20 protein-coding genes are annotated in these 24,155 nt (G+C 54.5%); 10 read left to right on the forward strand and 10 right to left on the reverse strand.

The features are described from left to right. Window positions 1-25 precede the first annotated feature (25 nt). Window positions 26-685, forward strand: a complete 660-nt coding sequence (locus HII27_RS08150; RefSeq protein WP_035893103.1) for an OmpA family lipoprotein — start codon at window positions 26-28, stop codon at window positions 683-685. Between the two features lie 137 nt (window positions 686-822). Continuing rightward, window positions 823-1,797 (forward strand): glyoxylate/hydroxypyruvate reductase GhrB, encoded by a 975-nt coding sequence (gene ghrB, locus HII27_RS08155; protein ID WP_185667432.1) that lies wholly within the window; start codon window positions 823-825, stop codon window positions 1,795-1,797. Between the two features lie 39 nt (window positions 1,798-1,836). On the opposite strand, the gene HII27_RS08160 is transcribed toward ghrB, so the two are convergent. Beyond that, the gene (locus HII27_RS08160) at window positions 1,837-2,547 is read right to left on the reverse strand and encodes a DUF3053 domain-containing protein (RefSeq protein ID WP_185667433.1); all 711 of its coding nucleotides are present in this window, start codon (window positions 2,545-2,547) and stop codon (window positions 1,837-1,839) included. Between the two features lie 419 nt (window positions 2,548-2,966). On the opposite strand from HII27_RS08160, the gene HII27_RS08165 reads away from it, so the two are divergent. After that, window positions 2,967-4,340: an MFS transporter gene (locus HII27_RS08165; protein ID WP_223883173.1), complete on the forward strand. Its 1,374-nt coding sequence runs from the start codon at window positions 2,967-2,969 to the stop codon at window positions 4,338-4,340. A gap of 341 nt (window positions 4,341-4,681) precedes the next feature. Then, window positions 4,682-4,894: a transcription antiterminator/RNA stability regulator CspE gene (gene cspE / locus HII27_RS08170; RefSeq protein ID WP_035893107.1), complete on the forward strand. Its 213-nt coding sequence runs from the start codon at window positions 4,682-4,684 to the stop codon at window positions 4,892-4,894. A 54-nt stretch (window positions 4,895-4,948) separates the two neighbouring features. Here cspE and HII27_RS08175 read toward each other — a convergent pair whose 3' ends face one another. The 5 genes from HII27_RS08175 to HII27_RS08195 all read right to left on the reverse strand — a co-directional run bounded on the left by HII27_RS08175 (window position 4,949) and on the right by HII27_RS08195 (window position 10,914). After that, the gene (locus HII27_RS08175; RefSeq protein ID WP_185667434.1) at window positions 4,949-6,568 is read right to left on the reverse strand and encodes an ABC-F family ATP-binding cassette domain-containing protein; all 1,620 of its coding nucleotides are present in this window, start codon (window positions 6,566-6,568) and stop codon (window positions 4,949-4,951) included. Between the two features lie 304 nt (window positions 6,569-6,872). Next, window positions 6,873-7,037 carry a type I toxin-antitoxin system toxin HokA gene (gene hokA / locus HII27_RS08180; RefSeq protein ID WP_185667435.1) on the reverse strand — a complete coding sequence of 55 codons (165 nt, stop codon included), beginning with the start codon at window positions 7,035-7,037 and terminating at the stop codon, window positions 6,873-6,875. Window positions 7,038-7,479: 442 nt separating this feature from the next. Continuing rightward, entirely contained in the window at window positions 7,480-9,549 is a 2,070-nt protein-coding gene (gene glyS / locus HII27_RS08185; RefSeq protein WP_185667436.1) for a glycine--tRNA ligase subunit beta, read from the reverse strand. A 9-nt stretch (window positions 9,550-9,558) separates the two neighbouring features. Then, window positions 9,559-10,470 (reverse strand): glycine--tRNA ligase subunit alpha, encoded by a 912-nt coding sequence (gene glyQ, locus HII27_RS08190; RefSeq protein ID WP_035893112.1) that lies wholly within the window; start codon window positions 10,468-10,470, stop codon window positions 9,559-9,561. Window positions 10,471-10,608: 138 nt separating this feature from the next. After that, the gene (locus HII27_RS08195; protein WP_185667437.1) at window positions 10,609-10,914 is read right to left on the reverse strand and encodes a YsaB family lipoprotein; all 306 of its coding nucleotides are present in this window, start codon (window positions 10,912-10,914) and stop codon (window positions 10,609-10,611) included. Window positions 10,915-11,084: 170 nt separating this feature from the next. Here HII27_RS08195 and HII27_RS08200 point away from each other — a divergent pair, with 170 nt between their 5' ends. Beyond that, on the forward strand, window positions 11,085-12,080 hold the full coding sequence (locus HII27_RS08200) for an acyltransferase (RefSeq protein WP_185667438.1): 996 nt from the start codon (window positions 11,085-11,087) through the stop codon (window positions 12,078-12,080). Here HII27_RS08200 and yiaB read toward each other — a convergent pair. From yiaB to xylA, 3 genes are all read right to left on the reverse strand, one after another. Continuing rightward, complete coding sequence (yiaB, locus tag HII27_RS08205) at window positions 12,045-12,422, reverse strand: inner membrane protein YiaB (protein ID WP_185667439.1); 378 nt, start codon at window positions 12,420-12,422, stop codon at window positions 12,045-12,047. The genes HII27_RS08200 and yiaB overlap by 36 nt on opposite strands. 167 nt (window positions 12,423-12,589) lie before the next feature. After that, window positions 12,590-14,044, reverse strand: coding sequence for a xylulokinase (xylB, locus tag HII27_RS08210; protein WP_185667440.1), 1,455 nt, complete (start codon window positions 14,042-14,044; stop codon window positions 12,590-12,592). Window positions 14,045-14,124: 80 nt separating this feature from the next. Next, window positions 14,125-15,447 (reverse strand): xylose isomerase, encoded by a 1,323-nt coding sequence (xylA, locus tag HII27_RS08215; RefSeq protein ID WP_185667441.1) that lies wholly within the window; start codon window positions 15,445-15,447, stop codon window positions 14,125-14,127. Window positions 15,448-15,805: 358 nt separating this feature from the next. On the opposite strand from xylA, the gene xylF reads away from it, so the two are divergent. The 4 genes from xylF (at window position 15,806) to xylR (ending at window position 20,811) form a co-directional block, all read left to right on the forward strand. Continuing rightward, window positions 15,806-16,798 (forward strand): D-xylose ABC transporter substrate-binding protein, encoded by a 993-nt coding sequence (xylF, locus tag HII27_RS08220; RefSeq protein WP_185667442.1) that lies wholly within the window; start codon window positions 15,806-15,808, stop codon window positions 16,796-16,798. 57 nt (window positions 16,799-16,855) lie between these two features. Beyond that, window positions 16,856-18,397: a xylose ABC transporter ATP-binding protein gene (locus tag HII27_RS08225; protein WP_185667443.1), complete on the forward strand. Its 1,542-nt coding sequence runs from the start codon at window positions 16,856-16,858 to the stop codon at window positions 18,395-18,397. After that, window positions 18,375-19,556 carry a xylose ABC transporter permease XylH gene (gene xylH / locus HII27_RS08230; RefSeq protein WP_185667444.1) on the forward strand — a complete coding sequence of 394 codons (1,182 nt, stop codon included), beginning with the start codon at window positions 18,375-18,377 and terminating at the stop codon, window positions 19,554-19,556. The genes HII27_RS08225 and xylH overlap by 23 nt, the downstream gene beginning before the upstream one ends. A gap of 70 nt (window positions 19,557-19,626) precedes the next feature. Then, entirely contained in the window at window positions 19,627-20,811 is a 1,185-nt protein-coding gene (xylR, locus tag HII27_RS08235) for a D-xylose utilization transcriptional activator XylR (protein WP_185667445.1), read from the forward strand. Window positions 20,812-20,868: 57 nt separating this feature from the next. Here the strand turns inward: xylR and HII27_RS08240 are convergent, their stop codons facing one another. Beyond that, on the reverse strand, window positions 20,869-21,723 hold the full coding sequence (locus tag HII27_RS08240; protein WP_185667446.1) for a protein bax: 855 nt from the start codon (window positions 21,721-21,723) through the stop codon (window positions 20,869-20,871). A 307-nt stretch (window positions 21,724-22,030) separates the two neighbouring features. Here HII27_RS08240 and HII27_RS08245 point away from each other — a divergent pair, with 307 nt between their 5' ends. Further along, complete coding sequence (locus tag HII27_RS08245; RefSeq protein ID WP_185667447.1) at window positions 22,031-24,067, forward strand: alpha-amylase; 2,037 nt, start codon at window positions 22,031-22,033, stop codon at window positions 24,065-24,067. Window positions 24,068-24,155 lie beyond the last annotated feature (88 nt).

Raw genomic sequence — 24,155 nt, forward strand, 5'->3', positions numbered from 1 at the left:
GAATAAAAAGGATTAAGGAAATAAGATGAAAAAACGCATGCTCATGATTGCAGCCCTGGTTAGCGGCGCACTGGCCGTTTCCGGCTGTACCACCAACCCGTATACCGGCGAACAGGAAGCCAGCAAAACCGGCATTGGCGCAGGCCTCGGGACACTCGTGGGCGCGGGTATCGGCGCACTGGCCTCGTCTAAGCACGATCGCGGCAAAGGCGCGCTGATTGGCGCGGCGGCCGGTGCAGCCGTTGGCGGTGGCGTGGGCTATTACATGGATGCACAGGAAGCCAAACTGCGTCAGAAAATGCAGGGGACCGGCGTGAGCGTCACGCGTAACGGCAATAATATCGTGCTGAACATGCCAAACAACGTCACCTTCGACAGCTCCTCTTCCACCCTCAAACCCGCAGGGGCTAACACTTTGACCGGTGTAGCAATGGTGCTGAAAGAGTATGAGAAAACCGCGGTGAACGTGGTCGGCTATACCGACAGCACCGGCAGCCAGCAGTTGAACATGACGCTGTCGCAACAGCGCGCTGACTCCGTTGCCAGCTCGCTTATCACCCAGGGCGTGGCCGCTGCTCGTATCCGGACTTCCGGCATGGGCCCGGCGAATCCTATCGCCAGTAACAGCACCGCGGAAGGCAAAGCGCAGAACCGTCGCGTAGAAATCACCTTAAGCCCGCAGTAACGCCCTGACCGGACAGGACGCTTTCCCTGTCCGGTTTCTTCCCACCCCATTTTCAGGACTGGTACTTTTCGCCCCGCTGTGGGATTGTTAAGCCTGCTAACGATCAACACTTCCCTCTTCAACCCATGGAGATACCCATGAAGCCGTCCGTTATTCTCTACAAAGCCCTGCCTGATGATTTGTTACAACGCCTGAACGATCATTTCACCGTCACCCGCGTACCCAACCTGCACCCGGAGACTGTGCAACAGCACGCCGAGGCGTTCGCCAATGCCGAAGGGCTGTTGGGCTCGAGTGAAACCGTTGATACTGCTTTGTTAGAGAAGATGCCGAAGCTGCGCGCCACCTCCACCATCTCCGTGGGCTATGACAATTTCGATGTCGAGGCGCTAAACGCTCGTCGCGTTCTGCTGATGCACACGCCGACGGTGCTCACCGAAACCGTGGCCGATACGCTGATGACGCTGGTATTAAGCTCCGCCCGTCGCGTGGTGGAAGTGGCTGAGCGTGTCAAAGCAGGCGAGTGGAAGCAGGGGATTGGCCCAGACTGGTTCGGCATCGACGTACACCACAAGACGTTGGGGATTGTCGGGATGGGGCGTATTGGTATGGCCCTCGCCCAACGCGCGCATTTCGGCTTCAACATGCCGATTCTCTACAACGCACGACGCCACCACCCGCAGGCGGAAGAGCGCTTTAATGCCCGTTACTGTGATTTAAATACGCTGCTGGAAGAAGCCGATTTTGTCTGCCTGATCCTGCCGCTAAGCGAAGAAACGCACCACCTGTTCGGCGCCGAGCAGTTTGCCCGAATGAAATCTTCCGCCATCTTTATCAACGCCGGCCGTGGCCCGGTGGTGGATGAAAAGGCACTCATTGCCGCGCTACAAAACGGTGAGATCCACGCCGCCGGGCTGGACGTATTTGAGCAAGAGCCGCTGCCGGTAGACTCCCCACTGCTGAAGTTGCCTAATGTGGTGGCGTTACCGCATATCGGTTCCGCGACGCATGAGACCCGCTACAACATGGCGGCCTGCGCGGTGGATAACCTGATTGATGCGCTGAAGGGGAACGTTGAGAAGAACTGCGTGAACCCGCAGATTGCGGGGTAAAACGATGCTGCCCGGCATCGCGCCGGGCAGCCATAATGCTTATCTGGTAGCGTTAACTGCCGCGGTCCACGCCTGGCTAAACGCCTGGTGCTGTGCCGCCAATGGGCCAATCAGCGAATTGTACTGACTTGCCTGCTGTGAAGTTGGGAACTGGATACCGTTCGCCACGAAGCTCACCTGAGTACCCTGCTGCGCAACAAAATCACCCACTTGCACCAGCTGCTGAGTGAACACCTGCGCGGCTGGGATCAGCGGCTGCAGCGCATCGGACGGGCCGGTCACGACTTTGCTGTACACCTGATCAAACACCGGCTTCAGGTCATCGGCCTGTTTCAGCGCAGCATGCGCGGCATCAGCCTGCATTTTCGCATTCTGCAGCTGCTGGCTCAGCACGCCCAGTGAACCATTAGCCTGACGCAGCGGCTCGCGCTGGGTCATGTAATCCTGCGGCACGCGAATCGCGTTAACGCTATCAACAACCGGACGCAAACCTGCATCCATCGCCTGGCTTACCTGCTGTGAGTAGCCATAAATAACGGCGTAGTCGGAAACAAAAGGACCGAACTGTTTTTTCTGGTCAGCGGTCAACGTCGGCAGGCGTTCACCGCCGCGCATAACGGTATTCTGCAGGAAATCGACGAATGCTTTACGCTGATCGCCTTCCTTATCAAAACACCCACTCAGGCTAACCACCATTAATAACGCCGCAACAGGCGCAAACCAGCGAGAGCAGGACTTTCCTGTCGCCATTTTCATACTCCTTCAGCCAAAAAAAGCGCAAACCGGCACACGCGTGCCTAACGGTGACAAGGATAGTCCAGAGCCGCGCCGCAAGATACCTTTTTCATACGTTCTCCGGCGGTTACCGAAAAATGTTAACGAGCTGTTGCATCCATCACATTTATCGTCGTGAAAACCCGGTACAAAAAAAGGATTAACACTATGATATAGAACCATTTTTCATCTACTAACAAGCCAATTCATCACGGATAGCGCGATAATCGCACACTTCCTGACCACGGCAGATTGTTGTCCTGCGGCATAAGTGATTTTATTTAACGAACGATTAACGACAAAACGTTCGATAATCGCCCAAATACCTCAATACCGACGAAGAAGATAAGCGTTGAAAAAACCACTTCTTTGCACCGATTAGCAGGAATTACCGCATGACAACACAGACAACAACGGATATTCAGGCTTTTATCAACCGCCACCCCTTCTCAAAGTACCAGTGGATGATTTTGGTGCTGTGCTTTGTGACCGTCGCGCTGGACGGCTTCGATACCGCCATTATCGGCTTTATTGCGTCCGACCTGGTTCAGGAATGGGGCGTGCAGAAATCTGACCTCGGCCCGGTGATGAGCGCCGCGCTGGTGGGACTTGCCGTCGGCGCGCTGACCGCAGGGCCGATGGCCGACCGCATTGGCCGCAAAAAGGTGCTGGTGCTGTCGATTCTGGTCTTTGGCGGCTTCAGCCTGATTACCGCCTTCGCAACCTCGCTGACGCAGCTGACGGTTTTGCGCTTCTTAACCGGCTTAGGGCTTGGTGCCGCCATGCCTAACGCCGCAACGTTAATGAGCGAATACGCGCCGGAGCGCCGCCGCGCGCTGATGGTTAACCTGATGTTCGTCGGCTTCCCGATTGGTTCATCAATGGGCGGCTTTATCTCCGCATGGATGATCCCGCATTACGGCTGGCAGAGCGTACTGGTGCTGGGCGGCGTGATGCCGCTGGCGCTGGCGGTCGCGTTAATTTTCCTGCTGCCGGAGTCGGCCCGTTATCTGGCGGTCAAAAACCGCTCTCAGCAGCAGATTAGCAATATTCTGCGCCGCATTGCCGCGCTGCCCGAGAACACGCGCTTTGTCCTGCAGGAGGCGGGCCAGGTCAAAGAGCAGTCGGCGCTGGGGGTCATTTTCTCGCCGCGCTACCTGGTGGGTACCATCATGCTGTGCCTGACCTACTTTATGGGCCTGCTGATCTTCTATCTGCTGACCAGCTGGTTACCGCTGCTGATCCGTGAGACCGGCGCGACGCTGAGCCAGGCTTCCGTCATCACCGCATTGTTCCCGCTCGGTGGAGGCATTGGCGTGCTGGTGCTGGGCGCGCTGATGGACAAAATCAACCCAAACAAAGTGGTGGCGGTAGGCTACCTGCTAACTGGCATCTTTGTCTGCCTGGTGGGCTTCTCAACCAGCAACCTGGTGCTGATGGGCGTGATGGTGTTTATCGCGGGGACGATTATGAACGGCGCACAGTCCTCGATGCCAGCGCTGGCGGCCGGCTTTTATCCAACCCAGGGACGTGCAACTGGCGTGGCCTGGATGCTGGGCCTGGGGCGCTTCGGCGGGATCCTCGGTGCCTTCAGCGGCGCTTTCCTGATGCAGGCCGAGCTGTCGTTTAAGACCATTTTTGCCCTGCTGGCGATCCCCGCAGTGCTGTCGGCCATCGCGCTAATGGTGAAGTACGCGGCCGGTAAAAATCAGCAGAATCAAAGCGACAACGCAGCGACAACGCTGCCTGAATCGGCGCAAAAGGTCTGATATTTGACCCCGGCAGTGCGCTGCCGGGGTCAAATAACGTTTTTTTACAAACCGCTCACAAGTATCAACAATCATTACTTATCAATCAATTACGAATCAATACCAATGCTAAAACCCCAGGGGCTTTGTAATTTATCCGTAGATAACGTTTGCTTTTGCGATAAGAAGTATGCGTTAATACGTCCACGGTTTGACATACAGACCACAAAGCAGTTGAGTAAAGCAGTTCCCTTCAAGGTTATCCATTGGTACCCCTCGTAGTGACATTTCCTTTACGCTTTAAATTCTGTAAAGCATGCCATATCGCCGTAAGGCTCAATTAATTTTTAAAGGTAATTTCTATGTCCGGTAAAATGACTGGTATCGTAAAATGGTTCAACGCTGATAAAGGTTTCGGCTTCATCACTCCTGACGATGGTTCTAAAGACGTGTTCGTACACTTCTCTGCTATCCAGAACGATGGCTACAAATCTCTGGACGAAGGTCAGAAAGTTTCCTTCACCATCGAGAACGGCGCTAAAGGCCCAGCAGCTGGCAACGTAACTTCCCTGTAAGTTAACGCCGCTAAGAATTGAAAATCCCTGCCCTATGGCGGGGATTTTTTTTATCTATAGCGCGGTAAAATGCCAGCCCGACTCACGCCACTCCAGCGCATGTGTCAGTTTCAGCCTCTGTAAGAACGTCTCATCGTGAGACACCACCAGCATCGCCCCCGGAAAATCAGCCAGCGCCGCTTCAATGGCCTGCACCGATGCCAGATCGAGATGGTTGGTCGGTTCATCCAGCAACAAGAGCTGCGTAGATTCTCGCCGCCACAGCACGCAGGCCAGCGCCGCCTTTAACCGCTCACCACCGCTGAGCGCTGATAACGGCAGATTGACTTTATTCGCCCCAAGCTGCAACTGCGCCAGCCGGGTGCGAAGCACCCCTTCCTCCAGCGGCGTATCGCCCGCGCGAAGATGGTCCATTACTGATAACGATAAGTCGAACTGGCTAAGGTGCTGATCCAGCCAGGCAGCCGCGACCGAAAGCTGACAGTGTCCGGTCAGAGGCGTTTCAAGCCCAACGATCGTTTTAAGCAACGTCGTTTTTCCGCAGCCATTAGGGCCACGCAGCGCGACCCGCATCGGACCGTCCATGCGCCAGTCGAGAGCAGGATGCGCCTGATGTACCAGCTGTAACGCCTCCAGCACCAGAACCTGCTTACCGCAGGGCACCATGCTACCGGGCAGTGTAAACATCACTGGCGTATCCTCTTCCACCCGCTCCCGTGCCTGCTTCACCGCACTGTCCAATGCACTCTGCTGCTCACGATGCTGGCGCAACAGGGTACCAGGCCGCTCTCTTGCCGCCCCTTTGTACTTCACCCGTTCAAACGAGGCGATATTGAGAGAATCGACGGTGCGCAGCGTTTTAGCTGAACGCCTTTGGCAGTCATCATGCTCTTTGTGCAGCCTGGCACGCGTGCGACGGCGTTCAGTGGCGGCATGATCGAGCGCGGCTCGCGCCGCCTGCTGTTCCGCATCACGCTGCTGCTGATACTGCTCGTAGCTACCGCCATAACTGCGTAGCGTCACAGGCGTCAGCTCAAGAATGCGCGGCATCCGAGCCAACAGTTCCCGGTCGTGGCTCGCGACAAGCGCCCCGCCCTGCCAGGCGTCGAGCTGTTGATAGAACCACTCGCGTCCTGACCTATCCAGATGGTTGGTGGGTTCATCAAGGAGCAGAAAATGGGCGCCGGAGGTGAACGCAGCGCAAAGCAGCGCTTTCACCCGTTCGCCGCCGCTTAAGGAGCTGGCCAGCCTTAGCGGGCTAAACTCACCCAACCCTGCCCCCTGGAAAGCGACATGGAGCCGGTCCGATAGATCCCAGAAACCGTCCAGCGTCTCGATGTCGTCATCGTGGGGCTGGCCTTGCTCGAGACGCCGCTGCGCGGCAAAAATTGCCTCGTATCCCAGCAACTCAGCTAGCGTGGTTTCCGCTGAGGCCGCATGCTGCTGAGCCACATAAGCGCAGGATGTAAAACATTCAATATGTCCGGAGGAAGGTTCATCAACGCTCGCCAGCAGGCGCAGCAGTCGGGATTTGCCCACACCGTTGCGCCCGACAAGGCCACACAGTGAACGCTCCAGCGATAAATTCAGCGGACCAAAAAGAGTATCACCCGTCGGAAACTGACAGGTAACCTGATGTAAAACAAAAGAAGGGGATTGCGCACAATGGGCCATAAGCACTCCTGAATGAAATCAATAGTTCCCCTGCTTGCGGCAAGCGCCCAGCAAGGATTCGAATTCAGCAGGTGTGTTTGTCCATTTTCAGTGTGCCTCAGTGAGACGAGGGATTCGTCGCGGCAAAGCATAAACGCATTGCGCCAGCCATTTCAAGGTTCTTTTTTGCACAATTTTCATATCCATAAAAAAATAGTCCTTCCGCTAACGGAAAACCATAATATTATTTTGGTAAATAAAATAGGGTGCATTGAGCCTGCATAACGCCGCAATAGCGGCGGGGAATATTCCCCGCCGTACGCCCTTACTGTCTAATATCGCAAGCTAAAGATGCCGCTAATTCATTGTTTCCTTGCTTAATATGCAATTCACATAATGAATCACGAATCATCCAGGTAAATAATAAAATAGTGAGACATATCACTATCAAACTATACCCTAAATAATTCGAGTTGCAGGAAGGCGGCAAGAGAGGGAATCCCCAGGAGCGTACATAAGTACGTGACTGGGGTGAGCGAACGCAGCCAACGCGCCTGCAGCTTGAAGTATGACGGGTATATACAACATAGATTTTTGCGGCATCCCTGGCCTCCTGTGTTGATTTTCAACAAGTAAGAGGCTAACCTTATGTGGTCTAGGCATAGAGTTGGCCTCACTTTGATTTACCATCAGGTGGGGCTTTTCTCTGTCTGCCATCGGGCGAATACCTGAGACAGACAGTCTCAAGCACCCGCAATCATTCTACCTTAAATATTACACTATCTTACTTTGATGTATGCCTAAAATATTTCTCAGTCATAAATATCTATAAACATATTTATTAATACTGGAATTATTAATGTTTCTGGTAATAATATTTTAGACATAAAAAAACCTGCTCGAGAGCAGGTTTTTAATTATCAGCAGACTGATTACTGTAGCAACGAAATATCCGCTACCTGCAGGAACAGATCGCGCAGTTTAGACAGCAGCGTCAGACGGTTCACACGCACGTTCTGGTCTTCAGCGTTAACCATCACGTTCTCGAAGAACTCATCCACCGGCTCACGCAGGGAGGCCAGTTCAACCAACGCTTCCTGATAACGACCTTCCGCAAAGTACGGCTGCAGTTTGTCGCGCAGCACAACCAGGTTACCCGCCAGCTTGATTTCCGCCGCTTCTTTCAGCACGGAAGCGTGAACGATATCGTTCAGCGTTTCGTCTGATTTCGCCAGGATGTTGGATACACGCTTGTTGGCCGCAGCCAGCGCAGAGGCCTCTTCCAACGTGCGGAAGTGGGACACTGCTTTCATACGCGCATCGAAATCTGCCGGACGCGTCGGACGACGTGCCAGCACGGCCTGGATGGTGTCAACGGTGTAGCCTTCGTCCTGATACCAGGCGCGGAAACGACCGAGCATGAAGTCGATAACTTCATCCACCACTTTCGCGTTGGTCAGCTTGTCACCATACAGACGCACCGCTTCTTCGGTGAGGGTCTGCAGATCCAGCGGCAGGTTCTTCTCAACGATGATACGCAGCACGCCCAGCGCAGCACGACGCAGCGCAAACGGGTCTTTGTCGCCTTTCGGATGCTGACCAATACCGAAGATACCCGCCAGGGTGTCCATCTTGTCAGCAATCGCCAGCGCACAAGCAACCGGGTTAGACGGCAGATCGTCACCGGCAAAGCGCGGCTGATACTGCTCGTTCAACGCAACGGCAACGTCTTCCGCTTCGCCATCATGGCGCGCGTAGTGCATGCCCATCACGCCCTGGGTGTCGGTGAACTCGAAGACCATGTTGGTCATCAGGTCACACTTGGACAGCAAGCCCGCGCGGGTTGCGTGGTTGACGTCAGCGCCAATCTGGCCCGCGATCCAACCGGCCAGCGCCTGAATACGGTCAGTCTTATCGCGCAGCGTACCCAGTTGCTGTTGGAACAGCACGGTTTGCAGGCGCGGCAGGTGATCTTCCAGACGTTTTTTACGGTCAGAATTGAAGAAGAACTCTGCATCAGCCAGACGTGGACGAACCACTTTCTCGTTACCGGAGATAATCTGCTGCGGGTCTTTCGACTCGATGTTCGCCACGAAGATGAAGTTTGGCAGCAGCTTGCCCGCGTTGTCATAAACCGGGAAGTACTTCTGATCGCCCTTCATGGTGTAAACCAGCGCTTCAGCTGGTACCGCGAGGAATTTCTCTTCGAACTTCGCGGTCAGCACCACCGGCCATTCCACCAGTGAGGTAACTTCTTCCAGCAGGCTTTCGCTGAGATCCGCATTGCCGCCAATCTTACGCGCCGCTTCTTCAGCATCGGCTTTAATTTTGGCTTTACGCATTTCGTAGTCAGCCATCACCATGCCGCGTTCCAGCAGAATCTGCGGGTACTGGTCGGCATTGTCGATGGTGAACTCAGGCTCGCCCATAAAGCGGTGACCGCGGATAATGCGATCGGACTGCACGCCGAGAATGGTCGCCGGAACGACTTTATCACCCAGCAGCAGGGTCACGGTGTGAACCGGACGCACGAAGTGGACGTCAGACGCGCCCCAGCGCATCAGTTTAGGAATTGGCAGCTTAGCCAGCGAGTTGGCAATCATGTTCGGCAGCAGCGCTTCGGTGCTTTCACCTTTCACGTGCGCGCGATACAGCAGCCATTCGCCTTTATCTGTGGTCAGACGCTCAGCCTGATCGACGGTGATACCGCAGCCGCGCGCCCAGCCTTCAGCCGCTTTGCTTGGTTTACCTTCCGCGTCAAACGCCTGGGCAATCGCCGGGCCGCGTTTTTCAACTTCGCGATCCGCTTGCGCAGCCGCCAGATTTGCCACTTTCAGCGCCAGACGGCGAGGAGCTGCAAACCATTCAACGTTACCGTGCGCGAGGCCGGCGTTATCCAGCTCTGCCGTGACGTTCGCAGCAAAGGATTCAGCCAGGTTGCGCAGCGCTTTTGGTGGCAGCTCTTCAGTGCCGATTTCCACCAGAAAAGTATTTTCAGACATGGCCGCCTCTTATTTATTCTTGTTGCACATCGGGAAGCCGAGGGCCTCACGGGAAGCATAGTAAGCTTCTGCCACTGCTTTGGTCAGGGTACGAATGCGCAGGATATAGCGCTGACGTTCGGTGACGGAGATGGCTTTACGCGCATCCAGCAGGTTAAAGCTATGGGCGGCCTTCAGAATACGCTCGTAAGCAGGCAGCGGCAGCGGAGTTTCCAGCGCCAGCAGCTGCTGCGCTTCTTTCTCGTACTGCTCGAAGCAGGTGAACAGGAAGTCCACGTCCGCGTATTCAAAGTTGTAGGTGGACTGCTCCACTTCGTTCTGATGGAACACGTCGCCGTAGGTGGTTTTACCCAGCGGGCCGTCGCTCCAGACCAGGTCGTAAACGCTGTCTACGCCCTGAATGTACATCGCCAGACGTTCCAGACCGTAGGTGATCTCGCCGGTGATCGGCTTACATTCCAGACCGCCAACCTGCTGGAAGTAAGTGAACTGAGTCACTTCCATGCCGTTCAGCCACACTTCCCAACCCAGACCCCAGGCACCCAGCGTTGGGTTTTCCCAGTTGTCTTCCACGAAACGAATGTCGTGAATGGTCGGGTCCATACCCAGCTCTTTCAGCGATCCGAGGTACAGCTCCTGGATATTGTCCGGAGACGGTTTAATCACTACCTGGAACTGATAGTAGTGTTGTAAACGGTTCGGGTTCTCGCCATAACGGCCATCGGTTGGGCGACGGGAAGGCTGCACGTAGGCAGTTGCCATCGGTTCTGGCCCCAACGCACGCAGGCTAGTCATCGGGTGTGAGGTGCCGGCGCCAACTTCCATGTCCAGTGGTTGAACAATGGTGCAGCCCTGACGAGCCCAGTAATCCTGTAAGGTCAGGATCAGGCCCTGGAAGGTCCTGGTATCAAACTTTTGCATATGATTTCGTGCTGGATACGTGTGGATTTAAAGGAAGGAGTCAGTATACCCGCTGGCTGCGAGATATACAGTATGAAACGAGGTTGTTTAGACTAAATTGGGAAAAACAGGCCGGTTTTTGCCGCCAACCTACCTGTTTTAGCTCATGGAGAGATGTAAAAATCGGCCATCAGCATCGAAAGAGCAGACAAAACTTTCATTTCGCATGGTATAGCCACGCAGTTCGTAGCTGCCCTGAAAACGTTCAAACCCGGTGACGTCGATTTTCTTCGCCGCCGTATTATAGCGCTCTGCCGCGTTGTCTTTGCACAGTTGCTCCATGGAGAGCGAACGCTCGGAATTCACCCGCGCGCTTTGCGATTTTTGCACCACCGGCGGTTCAGCCGACGAGCACCCTGCGAGGACAATAAGTGCCAGCAAAGTAGAGAGAGACTTCATCATCATTATTTATCTTACCGGGCTGTTATTTTAGGCTTTACCCCTTTCTTACCGCCGCATTGTGCGAAGATTGCTACGCCATCACAAGTGCAGGGTGAGAAACTCGGAATTATCCAGTGAGATAGCTAGCACTGGGGCGAGTCTGACCTTATTTATAGCGGAATAATAGGTATCTGATGCAAGCAAAGATTAGCTGGATTGAGAACTTACGCGGAATTGCCTGCCTGATGGTAGTGATGATCCATACTACAACCTGGTATATCACCCACCCGCACGACGTGAGCCCGCTAAGCTGGGACTTTGCCAACGTCTTAAACTCCGCTTCCCGCGTCAGCGTGCCGCTCTTTTTTATGATTTCCGGCTACCTGTTTTTCGGCCCACGCAGCGCACAGCCGCGCCATTTTCTCCGCATTGCGCTCTGCCTGCTGTTCTATAGCGCTATCGCGTTGCTGTTTATCGCCTCTTTTACCCATATCAGCGTTGAAGCCTCTTTGAAGCATCTGCTGCAAAAACCGGTGTTCTATCACCTGTGGTTTTTCTTCGCCATCATCGTCATTTACCTGGTTTCGCCGCTGATTGAGGTCAAAGCTATGAGCGGTAAAATGCTGCTGGCTTTAATGGTGGTGATTGGCCTGGTGGCAAACCCCAATACCGTTTCGTTGAGTACGCACGGCGTTGAATGGTTGCCGGTCAATCTGTACATCAACGGCGATACGTTTTATTACGTTATTTACGGGCTACTTGGCCGCGCTATCGGCATGATGGAAACCGATAAAAAATCGCTGACGTGGTGCTGCGGGCTGTTATTTGCAGCCGCGGTGTGGATTATTTCGCGCGGGACGCTCCACGAATTGCAATGGCGCGGCAACTTCGCCGACACCTGGTACGTCTACTGCGGCCCGATGGTCTTTATCTGCGCCGCATCGCTGCTGACATTGGTTAAAAACACCCTGAATGCACGAGTGCTTCCAGGACTGGGCTTTATTTCAAAACATTCGCTGGGTATTTATGGCTTTCACGCGCTAATTATTTACACCTTACGTACCGGCGGTCTGGAATTAAAACGCTGGCCTGCCCTGGATATTCTCTGGATATTCACCGCAACGCTTGCCGGAAGCCTCGTGCTTTCTATGATGCTACAGCGTGTCGATACCCGTAGGCTGGTCAGTTAATACCGCGACCCGCATCAGAAGATACTGACCTGATATACAGAGACAGAACGCCGCAAGATATGCGCCTCTTTCGACCAGCGAGAGCGGCGCATTCCATAATCCCACCAGCAGCAACCCGCTAGTCATAAGCGCCACCATCTGGCAGACAGCAGCAAAACGCTCGTCAAGCAGTCCACGTTTCACTTCACGCTGGTAGACATAGATGATGAACATGCTGGTTATCAACACACCCAGAAAATAGCCTTTACCGCTTAATAACGGACAAGCCCGCCATAAACCAATGAGGTAAATCAGGGCTCCGACCAGCATAAATAACCATGCAATAAGCACAGAACGTTTCATTGGGATCTCCTTATCCATCAAATGCACATTATGGGATACGGGAGAACGGCGACACTGAAAAAGGGAGTCAAGGGAGCATTTCAGAATAAAACCATGCGATTTTTTTATCGTTTTCGCCGGTTTAATTGCGGGAGTAAATCCCTCCTGCGAACAGGAGGGATTTATCGTCAGGACATCAGCGGGAGAAGCTGCTGATACAACCTGCGGAAAGTCTCACGGCGCTGCTGATAAACCGTATGCTGCTGAGCATCCGGGCAATGCGTTTGTTCCAACTGCAGTTGCGGCAGCAGGTCTGAAAGTGGTTTGTCCGGATTAACGGCAATTTGCGCCAGCCGCGCCGCACCCAGCGCCGGGCCAACATCCCCCCCGGTGCGATAGTCCAGCTGCAGCCCACTAATATCCGCCAGCATTTGTCGCCACCAGGGGCTGCGCGCTCCACCGCCGATAAGCGTGATGCTCTTTGGCGTCACGCCGCAGGCATGCACGACATCCATCCCATCCGCCAGCGCGTAGCCCACGCCTTCAAGCACCGCACGCGCCAGCTCGGCAGGCCCATGCTGGTGAGTCAGACCAAAGAAGACGCCTTTGGCCTGCGGATTATTGTGCGGTGTGCGTTCACCGGAAAGATACGGCAGGAACCAGATAGGATCAGCCTGATTATCGGCAGATTCCGCCGCGCTAATCAGCGCAGGCACGGTCGTCAGGCCGGTCAGCCTGGCGGCCCAATCCAGACAGGAAGCCGCGCTCAGCATCACCGACATCAGGTGCCAGCGGCCCGGCAGCGCGTGGCAGAAGCTATGCACGGCGCTTTCCGGCTTGCTCAGGAAACCTTCGCTCACCGCAAAGTAGACCCCCGATGTTCCCAACGACAACATCGCCTGACCGGCATCCGCCATCCCGACGCCGACGGCGCCAGCGGCGTTATCACCACCACCGGCCACCACCGGCACCGCAGGCATATTCCATGCGCTGGCCACCGCTGGCAGCAGGTGCCCGGTGATGTCGCAGCCTTCATACAGCGCAGGCATGTTGTCACGGCTCAGATGACAGGCGGCAAGCATCTCGTCGCTCCAGTCACGCTTCGCCACGTCCATCCACATGGTACCGGCAGCATCTGACATATCGCTGGCAAAGTCGCCGGTCATCCGCAGACGGAGATAATCTTTTGGTAACAGCACTTTATCAACCTGACGGAAGATTTCAGGCTCATGGCGCTGCACCCACAGCAGTTTCGGCGCGGTAAAGCCCGGCATCATCAGATTGCCGGTTATCTGTCGCGATGTTTTAACCTGCGCTTCCAGCAGTTCACACTCTTGCGCGCAGCGGCCATCGTTCCACAGAATCGCGGGACGCAGCACGCGCTGTTGTTTATCCAGCAGCGTTGCACCATGCATTTGCCCAGCGATCCCCAGCGCTTTCACCCCTTGCAGGCTATGCTGCTGACCGAGCCCCTTCATGGCACGATCCGTCGCCTGCCACCACTGCTCAGGATCCTGTTCGGACCATAGCGGATGCGGACGGGAAACCGTCAGTTTTTCCGTCTGCGACGCCAGGACTGTACCCTGCTCATCAAGCAGAATCGCCTTAACGCCAGACGTGCCTAGATCTATGCCGATATACATCGCGACTGCTCCTTTAGGTGGTACGATGCCCGGCAAGCTTGCGCTCCCGGGCACGGTATACTGCGAAATGCGTGATGAACTTACTTGTCGAACAGGTAGTGGTTTACCAGCCCTTCCAGCAGTTCCTGATGGCCGCTCTGGTGCTGCGGCGCCAGCTGATGCTGTTCAGCATATTTCGCCAGATCCTGCAGTGACATCTGACCTTTGAGGATCTGCTGACCCAGTTCGCCGTTCCAACCCGCATAGCGTTTCGCCACACGTTTATCCAGCTCGCCGCCTTCAATCATACGGGCCGCCACTTTCAGGGACAGCGCCATCGTGTCCATCGCGCCGATATGGCCGTAGAACAGGTCATATTTATCGGTGCTTTGACGACGAACTTTCGCATCGAAGTTCAGGCCACCGGTGGTAAAGCCGCCCGCTTTCAGGATTTCGTACATCACCAGCGCATTTTCTTCTACGCTGTTCGGGAACTGGTCGGTATCCCAACCCAGCTGCGGGTCACCGCGGTTCGCATCGACGGAACCAAACAGGCCCAGCGCAATGGCGGTCGCAATTTCGTGATGGAAAGAGTGGCCCGCCAGCGTAGCGTGGTTCGCTTCAATGTTGAGCTTAATCTCTTTTTCCAGACCGAACTGCTTCAGGAAGCCATAAACGGTTGATGCATCGTAGTCATACTGGTGTTTGGTCGGTTCCTGAGGTTTCGGCTCGATAAGCAGCGTGCCCTGGAAGCCAATTTTGTGTTTGTGCTCAACCACCATCTGCATGAAGCGGCCAATCTGTTCACGTTCCTGACGCAGATCGGTATTCAGCAGTGATTCATAGCCTTCGCGACCGCCCCACAGCACGTAGTTTTCGCCACCCAGTTTATGGGTTGCATTCATGGCGGTGAACACCTGAGTCGCCGCCCAGCTAAAGACTTCTGGGTCCGGGTTAGTCGCTGCGCCCGCGCCGTAGCGTGGGTTAGTGAAGCAGTTTGCGGTACCCCACAGTAACTTCACGCCGCTCTGCTGCTGTTTTTCAGCCAGCACGTCCACCATCTGAGCAAAGTTATTCAGATACTCTTTCAGGTTGGCGCCTTCCGGGGAGACGTCCACGTCGTGGAAGCAGTAGTAAGGCACGTTCAGTTTATGGAAAAACTCAAACGCCACGTCAGCTTTGCGTTTCGCACGCTCAATGGCTTCGCCTGGCTGCTGCCAAGGGCGATCGAATGAGCCGACACCAAACATATCCGCGCCGTTCCAGCAGAAGGTATGCCAGTAGCAGGCAGCAAAGCGCAGGTGGTCTTCCATACGTTTGCCCAGCACGAGTTCATCTGGGTTGTAGTGGCGGAAAGCCAGCGGATTTTCGGTTTTTGGGCCTTCGAAACGAACACGATCCAGTTGGTCGAAATAAGCTTGCATAATGAACTCCATAATCTGACACGCGGCGAGGAATACTTCGTGTTGTAATACTGAATTCTGATTTGCGGTAGCTCAATTACGTTATTTCACACTGCTATTAAGAGAATCCACAAATGTGCGCTGGCTCGCAAAATAAATAGGAATCCGTCTCCCTTTATGTCAGCAAATTTTGCATAAAGTAATTTTAAAATCAGATCGCGGTCAAAAATTGACAATTAAACGAAATATCGTAATGGGAAGATAAAAATCTGTAATTGCCAGCAGGCGTATACATGTTAAAAATTTGCTGCGTGTTAAGTCATCTCTGTTTCTTTTATCGCCAATCTCATCTCCTATCCCTACAGAAGGCATTACGATTATGAAGATAAAGAACCTTTGCCTCACACTCTGCGCATCGCTACTTCTCACCAGCATGGCGAGCAGTGCTAAAGAAGTTAAAATCGGTATGGCTATTGATGACCTGCGCCTGGAGCGCTGGCAAAAAGACCGCGACATCTTCGTGAACAAGGCCGAACAGCTGGGCGCACAGGTCTTCGTGCAGTCCGCCAACGGTAACGAAGAGACGCAAATGTCGCAGATAGAAAATATGATCAACCGCGGCGTGGATGTCCTTGTCATTATTCCTTATAACGGGCAAGTACTTAGCAACGTAATTAAAGAAGCCAAACAAGAAGGCATTAAAGTATTAGCCTATGACCGCATGATTAATAATGCGGATATTGATTTTTATATCTCCTTCGACAATGAAAAAGTCGGTGAAATGCAGGCACAAAGTCTGGTCAACCAGGTCCCTCAGGGAAATTATTTCCTGATGGGCGGCTCACCGGTTGATAATAATGCCAAGCTGTTCCGCGCCGGGCAGATGAAAGTATTAAAACCTTATATTGATGACGGCAAGATTAAAGTCGTAGGCGATCAATGGGTTGACGGCTGGCTGCCGGAAAATGCGCTGAAAATTATGGAAAACGCCCTCACCGCCAACAATAACAAAGTGGATGCCGTGGTCGCCTCAAACGATGCCACCGCAGGCGGCGCCATTCAGGCACTCAGCGCCCAGGGCCTGGCTGGCAAAGTGGCCATTTCTGGCCAGGATGCCGATCTGGCTGGCGTGAAGCGCATCATCAACGGCACGCAGACCATGACCGTGTATAAGCCGATTACATTGCTGGCCAACAGCGCGGCAGAAATTGCCGTCGAACTCGGTAACGGAAAACAGCCTAAAGCCGATGCCACGCTGAATAACGGGCTGAAAGATGTACCGTCCCGCCTGCTGACCCCGATTGAAGTCAATAAAACCAATATTGACGAGACCGTAGTGAAAGACGGTTTCCATAAGAAGAGCGAACTCTAAACGGCCCGCCCCGGCCTCGCGCTGGGGCAGCCTGGCTTACGCGGAGCACAAGCACTTATGCCGTATTTACTCGAAATGAAAAACATCACCAAAACCTTCGGGGTGGTGAAGGCGATTGATAATGTCAGCCTGCGATTAAACCCCGGCGAGGTGGTTTCCCTGTGCGGCGAAAATGGTTCAGGGAAATCGACTTTAATGAAGGTGCTATGCGGTATTTACCCGCATGGCAGCTATGAAGGGGAAATCGTTTTTGCCGGTGAGACGCTACAGCCGACGCATATTCGCGACACCGAGCGCAAAGGCATTGCCATTATTCACCAGGAGCTGGCGCTGGTTAAGCATCTGACCGTGCTAGAGAACATTTTCCTCGGTGCGGAAATTAGCCGCCACGGCGTGCTGGATTACGACACCATGACGCTGCGCTGCGAAAAGCTGCTCGCGCAGGTCAACCTGGCCATTTCGCCGGATACGCGAGTGGGAGATTTAGGGCTCGGGCAACAGCAACTGGTTGAAATTGCTAAGGCGCTGAATAAACAGGTGCGACTGCTGATCCTTGACGAACCCACCGCGTCGTTAACCGAACAGGAAACCGGCGTGCTGCTGGGGATTATTCGCGATCTGCAGAACCACGGCATCGCCTGCGTCTACATCTCCCACAAGCTCAACGAAGTCAAAGCCATCTCAGACACCATCTGCGTGATCCGCGACGGCCAGCACATTGGTACCCGCGATGCCACCAACATGACCGAAGATGACATCATCACCATGATGGTTGGGCGCGAACTGACCGCGCTTTATCCGAGCGAACCTCACTCCGCCGGTGACGAAATTCTACGCGTGGAGCATCTCACCGCCTGGCACCCCGTGAACCGCCATATTAAACGCGTTAACGATATCTCCTTTAACCTCAAGCGTGGGGAGATCCTCGGTATCGCGGGCTTGGTCGGCGCCGGGAGAACCGAGGCGGTACAGTGCCTGTTTGGCGTATGGCGCGGGCGCTGGGAGGGAAAAATCTTTATTGATGGTAAGCCGGTAGATATCCGCAACTGCCAGCAGGCCATCGCCCACGGCATTGCGATGGTACCGGAGGACCGCAAAAAAGACGGTATCGTGCCGGTGATGGCGGTCGGTAAGAACATTACGCTTGCCGCGCTGAGCGACTTCAGCGGCGCGCTCAGCAGCCTTGATGACGCCAAAGAGCAGCAGTGCATTTTGCAATCCATTCAACGCCTGAAGGTCAAAACCTCTTCGCCGGATCTCGCCATTGGTCGCCTGAGCGGCGGCAACCAGCAAAAAGCCATTCTGGCGCGCTGTCTGCTGCTCAATCCACGCATCCTCATTCTGGATGAACCCACGCGCGGGATCGATATCGGCGCGAAATACGAAATCTACAAGCTTATCAATCAACTGGTGCAGCAAGGGATTGCCGTCATCGTTATCTCTTCTGAATTGCCGGAGGTACTGGGTCTGAGCGACCGGGTGCTGGTAATGCATGAAGGGAAATTAAAAGCCAACCTGGTCAACGACAATCTGACTCAGGAACAAGTGATGGAAGCCGCCTTAAGGAGTGAACGTCATGTCGAAAAACAACCCGTCTGAAATCAAACTGGCGGCCCCTGCATCCGCCCCTGCATTGCGGCTAAAATCGCTTAACCTGCAGGTCTTCGTCATGATCGCGGCCATTATTGTGATTATGCTGTTCTTCACCTGGACCACCGAGGGCGCTTACCTCAGTGCGCGAAACGTCTCTAACCTGCTGCGCCAGACCGCCATCACCGGCATTCTCGCCGTCGGCATGGTGTTTGTGATTATCTCCGCCGAAATCGACCTCTCCGTCGGCTCCATGATGGGCCTGCTGGGCGGTGCTGCGGCTATTTTTGACGTCTGGTTGGGCTGGCCGCTACCGCTGACCATTGTCGTTACACTGGCGATGGGCCTGGTGCTCGGTGCCTGGAACGGGTGGTGGGTGGCCTATCGCAAAGTGCCGTCGTTTATCGTCACCCTGGCCGGGATGCTCGCCTTCCGCGGCATTCTGATTGGCATCACTAACGGCACCACCGTTTCCCCTACCAGCGCGGCCATGTCGCAGATTGGTCAAAGCTACCTGCCAAACGGCATCGGCTTTACCTTCGGCGCCATCGGGCTGATGGCGTTTGTGGCCTGGCAATGGCGCGGGCGGATGCGCCGTCAGTCGATGGGGCTCGGTACACCAGCATCCAGCGGCGTGGTGGGGCGTCAGGCGCTGACGGCGGTGATTGTGCTGGGCGCCATCTGGTTGCTCAACGATTATCGCGGCGTCCCGACACCGGTTCTGCTGCTTACACTGCTGTTATTAGCAGGGATGTTTATGGCAACCCGCACCGCCTTTGGTCGGCGCATTTACGCCATTGGCGGCAATATCGAAGCGGCGCGTCTCTCCGGTATTAACGTTGAGCGCAATAAGCTTGCGGTCTTTGCCATTAATGGCCTGATGGTCGCAATTGCTGGGCTGATCCTTAGCTCACGTCTGGGGGCGGGTTCGCCGTCTGCCGGGAACATTGCCGAACTGGATGCCATTGCCGCCTGCGTTATCGGCGGAACCAGCCTGGCGGGCGGTGTCGGTAGCGTGGCCGGTGCGGTGATGGGGGCATTTATTATGGCTTCACTCGACAACGGAATGAGTATGATGGACGTGCCCACTTTCTGGCAATATATCGTCAAAGGTGCAATTTTATTACTTGCCGTCTGGATGGATTCCGCAACCAAACGGCGTGCTTGATTGCCCAGCCGTGGTGTTGCCGTTCCCCATGACGGCAACACCCCTCATGATTCACGAGGAACCCTGAACCATGTTTGGAAAACGTCACCGCGTGACGCTGCTATTCAATGCCAATAAAGCCTTTGACCGTCAGGTGGTTGAAGGCGTGGGCGAATACTTACAGGCGTCGCAATCTGAGTGGGATATCTTCATAGAAGAAGACTTCCGCGCACGTATCGAAAACATCAAAGAGTGGCTGGGCGATGGCGTTATCGCCGACTACGACGACCCGACTATCGAAGCGCTCCTGACCGACGTTAACGTCCCCATCGTCGGTGTAGGCGGCTCCTATCACCGCCAGGAGCAGTATCCTCCCGTTCACTATATCGCCACCGATAACTACGCGCTGGTTGAAAGCGCCTTTCTGCACCTGAAGGAAAAAGGGGTGCATCGCTTTGCGTTTTACGGGCTGCCCTCCGCTAGCGGTAAACGCTGGGCCGAGGAGCGCGAATATGCCTTTAGCCAGATCGTCGCCAAAGAGAAATATCGCGGCGTCATCTACCAGGGCCAGCAGACCGCCCCGGAAAACTGGCAGCATGCGCAAAATCGGCTGGCCGATTGGCTGCAAACCCTCCCGCCGCAAACCGGCATTATCGCCGTTACCGACTCTCGTGCCCGCCATGTCCTGCAAGCCTGCGAGCATCTGCATATTCCGGTACCGGAGAAGCTATGCGTGATTGGCATCGATAATGAAGAGTTGACGCGCTATCTCTCGCGCGTGGCCCTCTCCTCGGTGGCGCAAGGGGCCAGGCAGATGGGGTATCAAGCAGCTAAACTGATGCAAAGGTTGCTCGATAACGAAGTCCTGCCGCTCCAGCGCGTGCTGGTCCCTCCGATGCGGGTGATGGAGCGACGCTCCACCGACTACCGCTCTTTGAACGATCCGGCGGTAATTCAGGCGATGCACTACATTCGCAATAACGCCTGTAAGGGCATTAAGGTCGAGCAGGTGCTGGACTCGGTGGGGATATCCCGCTCAAACCTCGAGAAGCGTTTTAAAGAAGAGGTAGGGGAAACGATTCATGCGGTGATCCACAGCGAAAAGCTGGAAAAAGCCCGCAGCCTGCTGGTTTCAACCTCACTATCCATTAACGAGATCTCGCAGATGTGCGGCTATCCCTCGCTGCAGTATTTCTATTCAGTGTTTAAGAAAGAGTACGACACCACGCCAAAAGAGTATCGCGAGCAGCACAGTGAATCCTTGATTCAGACTTAAGCCAGAGACATAAAAAAAGGCCTTCCAGTGGAAGGCCTTTTTTCAATACCGCGCCGATTACATATGTGCAGCAATCAGACGCTGGTTGTCCTGGTACATCGCGAACAGGTAGTCGTTATAGCTAGACCCCTTGGTCGAATACCCTTTCAGCTTATGAATCATCGCCGTGGCGGTGAGTTCCTGATCCGACTTACGCATCTGGGCGCGAGATTTACGGAACGAGGCATACGCCGGGTGCGTATTCAGGTTAGCTGCGTAGGCCTGAACGGACTCCTTTACGGAATCAAACTTGGTGTAACCATTCACTGAACCTGAGCCATTTTTACAGCCTTTCCCGCATTTCATGCCGAACAGGTTGTTATTGGCGCGCGCCAGCTTAGAGGTACCCCAGCCGCTTTCAGCAGCTGCCATCGTTGCGACCATACTGCCTGGAATAATATCAACACGCTCAAGCAGCGAGTTCCACGGCACCTTACGGGTGTTGCCGTTCCAGCTGACTTTGTAGCGCGCAGCGATATCTTTTAGACGCGCACGTTCAGACGGCGACCAGCGGCCTTCGTACTGCTTAGAAACCAGCCAGTTACGATCGGCAGTGATAGCTGCATTTTGGCTTGTGATATAAGGCATTACCGTCCGGAGAAACGCTCTTTTCCTTAGGGTTCCGGAAGGGTATTTTCGCAAATCAGGAAGTGAACTGCTCTTTACACTATTGCGAGAATACTCTTGTTTACTGCTTGCCTTGCTATAACTTGCCTTTGTTACTTTTGGTGCCGTCGCCTTCGTATGTTTTGTTACCGAGGCTTTTTGATGCTTCGTTACCGTGTGTGTTGTTGCAAACACCCCACCTGAAAAAGTCCAGATGAGTAACATAAGTATCGCGGCCCCATATCGTCGAATGGGAGTCGATATCATTAGGTCTCCTGGTCGGATTTAATCATTCCAACGCCTTATTATTTCAAAAAATTGAGAGCTGAATCTCAAATTATAGCAAAAATACCCCGCCAACGCACGCTCAGGAAATAGTCCGATTCCGAATCGGCATGTGGACGCGATTCAGCATAAGACAAATTGCGCAGGCAAAATGTCAGCCACCTCTCATTTTAGTTCATTTTTTGACCTCTATCACTCAGCCCTGCTTCTCCTCCTTTTGCCAGGATGAGTACAGCGCGATAAGCGACTGGCACACTAAGGAAAAATTCGTTGGCACAAGGATCCCGGAATGAAATTCGCCGCCCTGATACCGCTACTGATTCCCACTTTTGCTGGCGCAGCTAGCTGGTCCAGCGAGGGCTTTCCTGCTTTTTCAGCGGAAGGCACCGGCAAGTTCAGCAGCCAAAAAATGCTCGCTAAGGGTACTCGCCCGCTAAGACTGAATTTTGACCAACAGTGCTGGCAGCCCTCTTCACCCATTCGCCTCAACCAAATGTTGTCGCTGGAACCGTGCCAGGGCGAAGCGCCGCAGTGGCGTCTATTTCGTGACGGCAGTTACGTACTGGAGGTTGATACCCGCTCAGGAACACCCACGCTCACCATTGCGGTACAAAACGATGCCCAGGACGGCGCAAACACCATAGCCGTTCGCCAGTGCCCGCGCTGGGACGGCAAACCGCTGACGCTGGATGTCGCCAACACCTTCCCGGAAGGCAGCACCGTGCGCGATTTTTACAGCGGCCAGACGGCAACGGTAAAGCAGGGAAAGATCACGCTGCGCCCGGCCGATAACAGCAACGGCCTCCTGTTGCTTGAAAGCTTAGAGGTCTCCAGCACTGCGCCGTTTAGCTGGCACAACGCCACGGTCTATTTCGTACTGACCGACCGTTACGTCAACGGCGACCCAAGCAACGACCATAGCTATGGTCGTCATAACGACGGCATGCAAGAGATTGGCACCTTCCACGGCGGCGATCTGAAAGGCTTGACCAGCAAGCTCGACTATCTGCAAAAACTGGGGGTCAATGCGCTGTGGATTAGCTCTCCGCTCGAGCAGATCCACGGCTGGGTTGGCGGTGGCACAAAAGGCGACTTCCCGCATTATGCCTATCACGGCTACTACACCCAGGACTGGACGCGTCTGGACGCCAATATGGGTACCGAAGACGACCTGCGTGCGTTGGTGGATGGCGCACATCAGCGCGGCATACGCATTCTGTTTGACGTGGTGATGAACCACACCGGCTACGCTACCCTTGCCGATATGCAGCAGTACCAGTTCGGCGCGCTCTATCTTAAAGGCGATGACATCACCAAAACGCTGGGCCAGCGGTGGACGGACTGGAAGCCAGGCCCTGGCCAGACCTGGCATAGCTTTAACGATTACATCAACTTTAGCGATAAAGCCGCGTGGGAAAAATGGTGGGGCAAAGCGTGGGTCCGCACCGATATTGGTGATTACGACAACCCCGGGTTTGATGATTTAACCATGTCGCTGGCATTCCTGCCGGACCTCAAGACCGAGTCCACCACGCCGAGCGGGCTGCCGAATTTCTACCGCAACAAGCCGGATACCCACGCCAGCGCCATCGAGGGCTTTACGCCACGCGACTATCTGAATCACTGGCTCAGCCAATGGGTGCGCGACTACGGTATTGACGGTTTCCGCTTGGATACCGCCAAACACGTTGAGATGGCCGCCTGGCAGCAACTCAAAGCGCAATCTATCGAGGCGCTAGCCGAGTGGAAGAAAGCCAACCCTCAAAAAGCGCTCGACGCAGCGCCGTTCTGGATGACCGGCGAAGCCTGGGGACACGGCGTAATGGAGAGCGAGTACTACCGCCACGGTTTTGATGCGATGATCAACTTCGATTACCAGGATCAGGCGGCAAAAGCTACCGACTGCCTGGCCAATATCGATATGACCTGGCAGCAGATGGCCGACAAGCTGCAAAGCTTCAACGTCTTAAGCTACCTATCATCACACGATACCCGCCTGTTCCGCGAAAAAGGCAATAACGCCGCTGAACTGTTGCTGCTTGCTCCCGGCGCTGTGCAGATCTTCTACGGTGATGAGTCCAATCGTCCCTTTGGGCCAACCGGCTCAGACCCGCTACAGGGCACTCGCTCACAGATGAACTGGCAGGACGTCACCGGTCAATCCGCCGCCGCGGTCACACACTGGCAAACGCTGGGCCAGTTCCGCGCCCGTCACCCTGCTATCGGCGCGGGCAAGCAAACCACTCTTACTCTCCCACAAGGCTATGGTTTTGTTCGTCAAATGGGTGGAGATAAAGTGATGGTCGTCTGGGCTGGTAAGCCATAATTTTTTCTTATCATGGCCCGTATTTATCATACGGGCTCCTTTAGAATAAATGACTGCATAAACACAAATATCACGCGTTATTCGCTAA

Origin of the sequence: Kluyvera sichuanensis (assembly GCF_014218705.1) — a bacterium.
In the GTDB taxonomy this organism is placed as follows: Bacteria; Pseudomonadota; Gammaproteobacteria; order Enterobacterales; family Enterobacteriaceae; genus Kluyvera; species Kluyvera sichuanensis.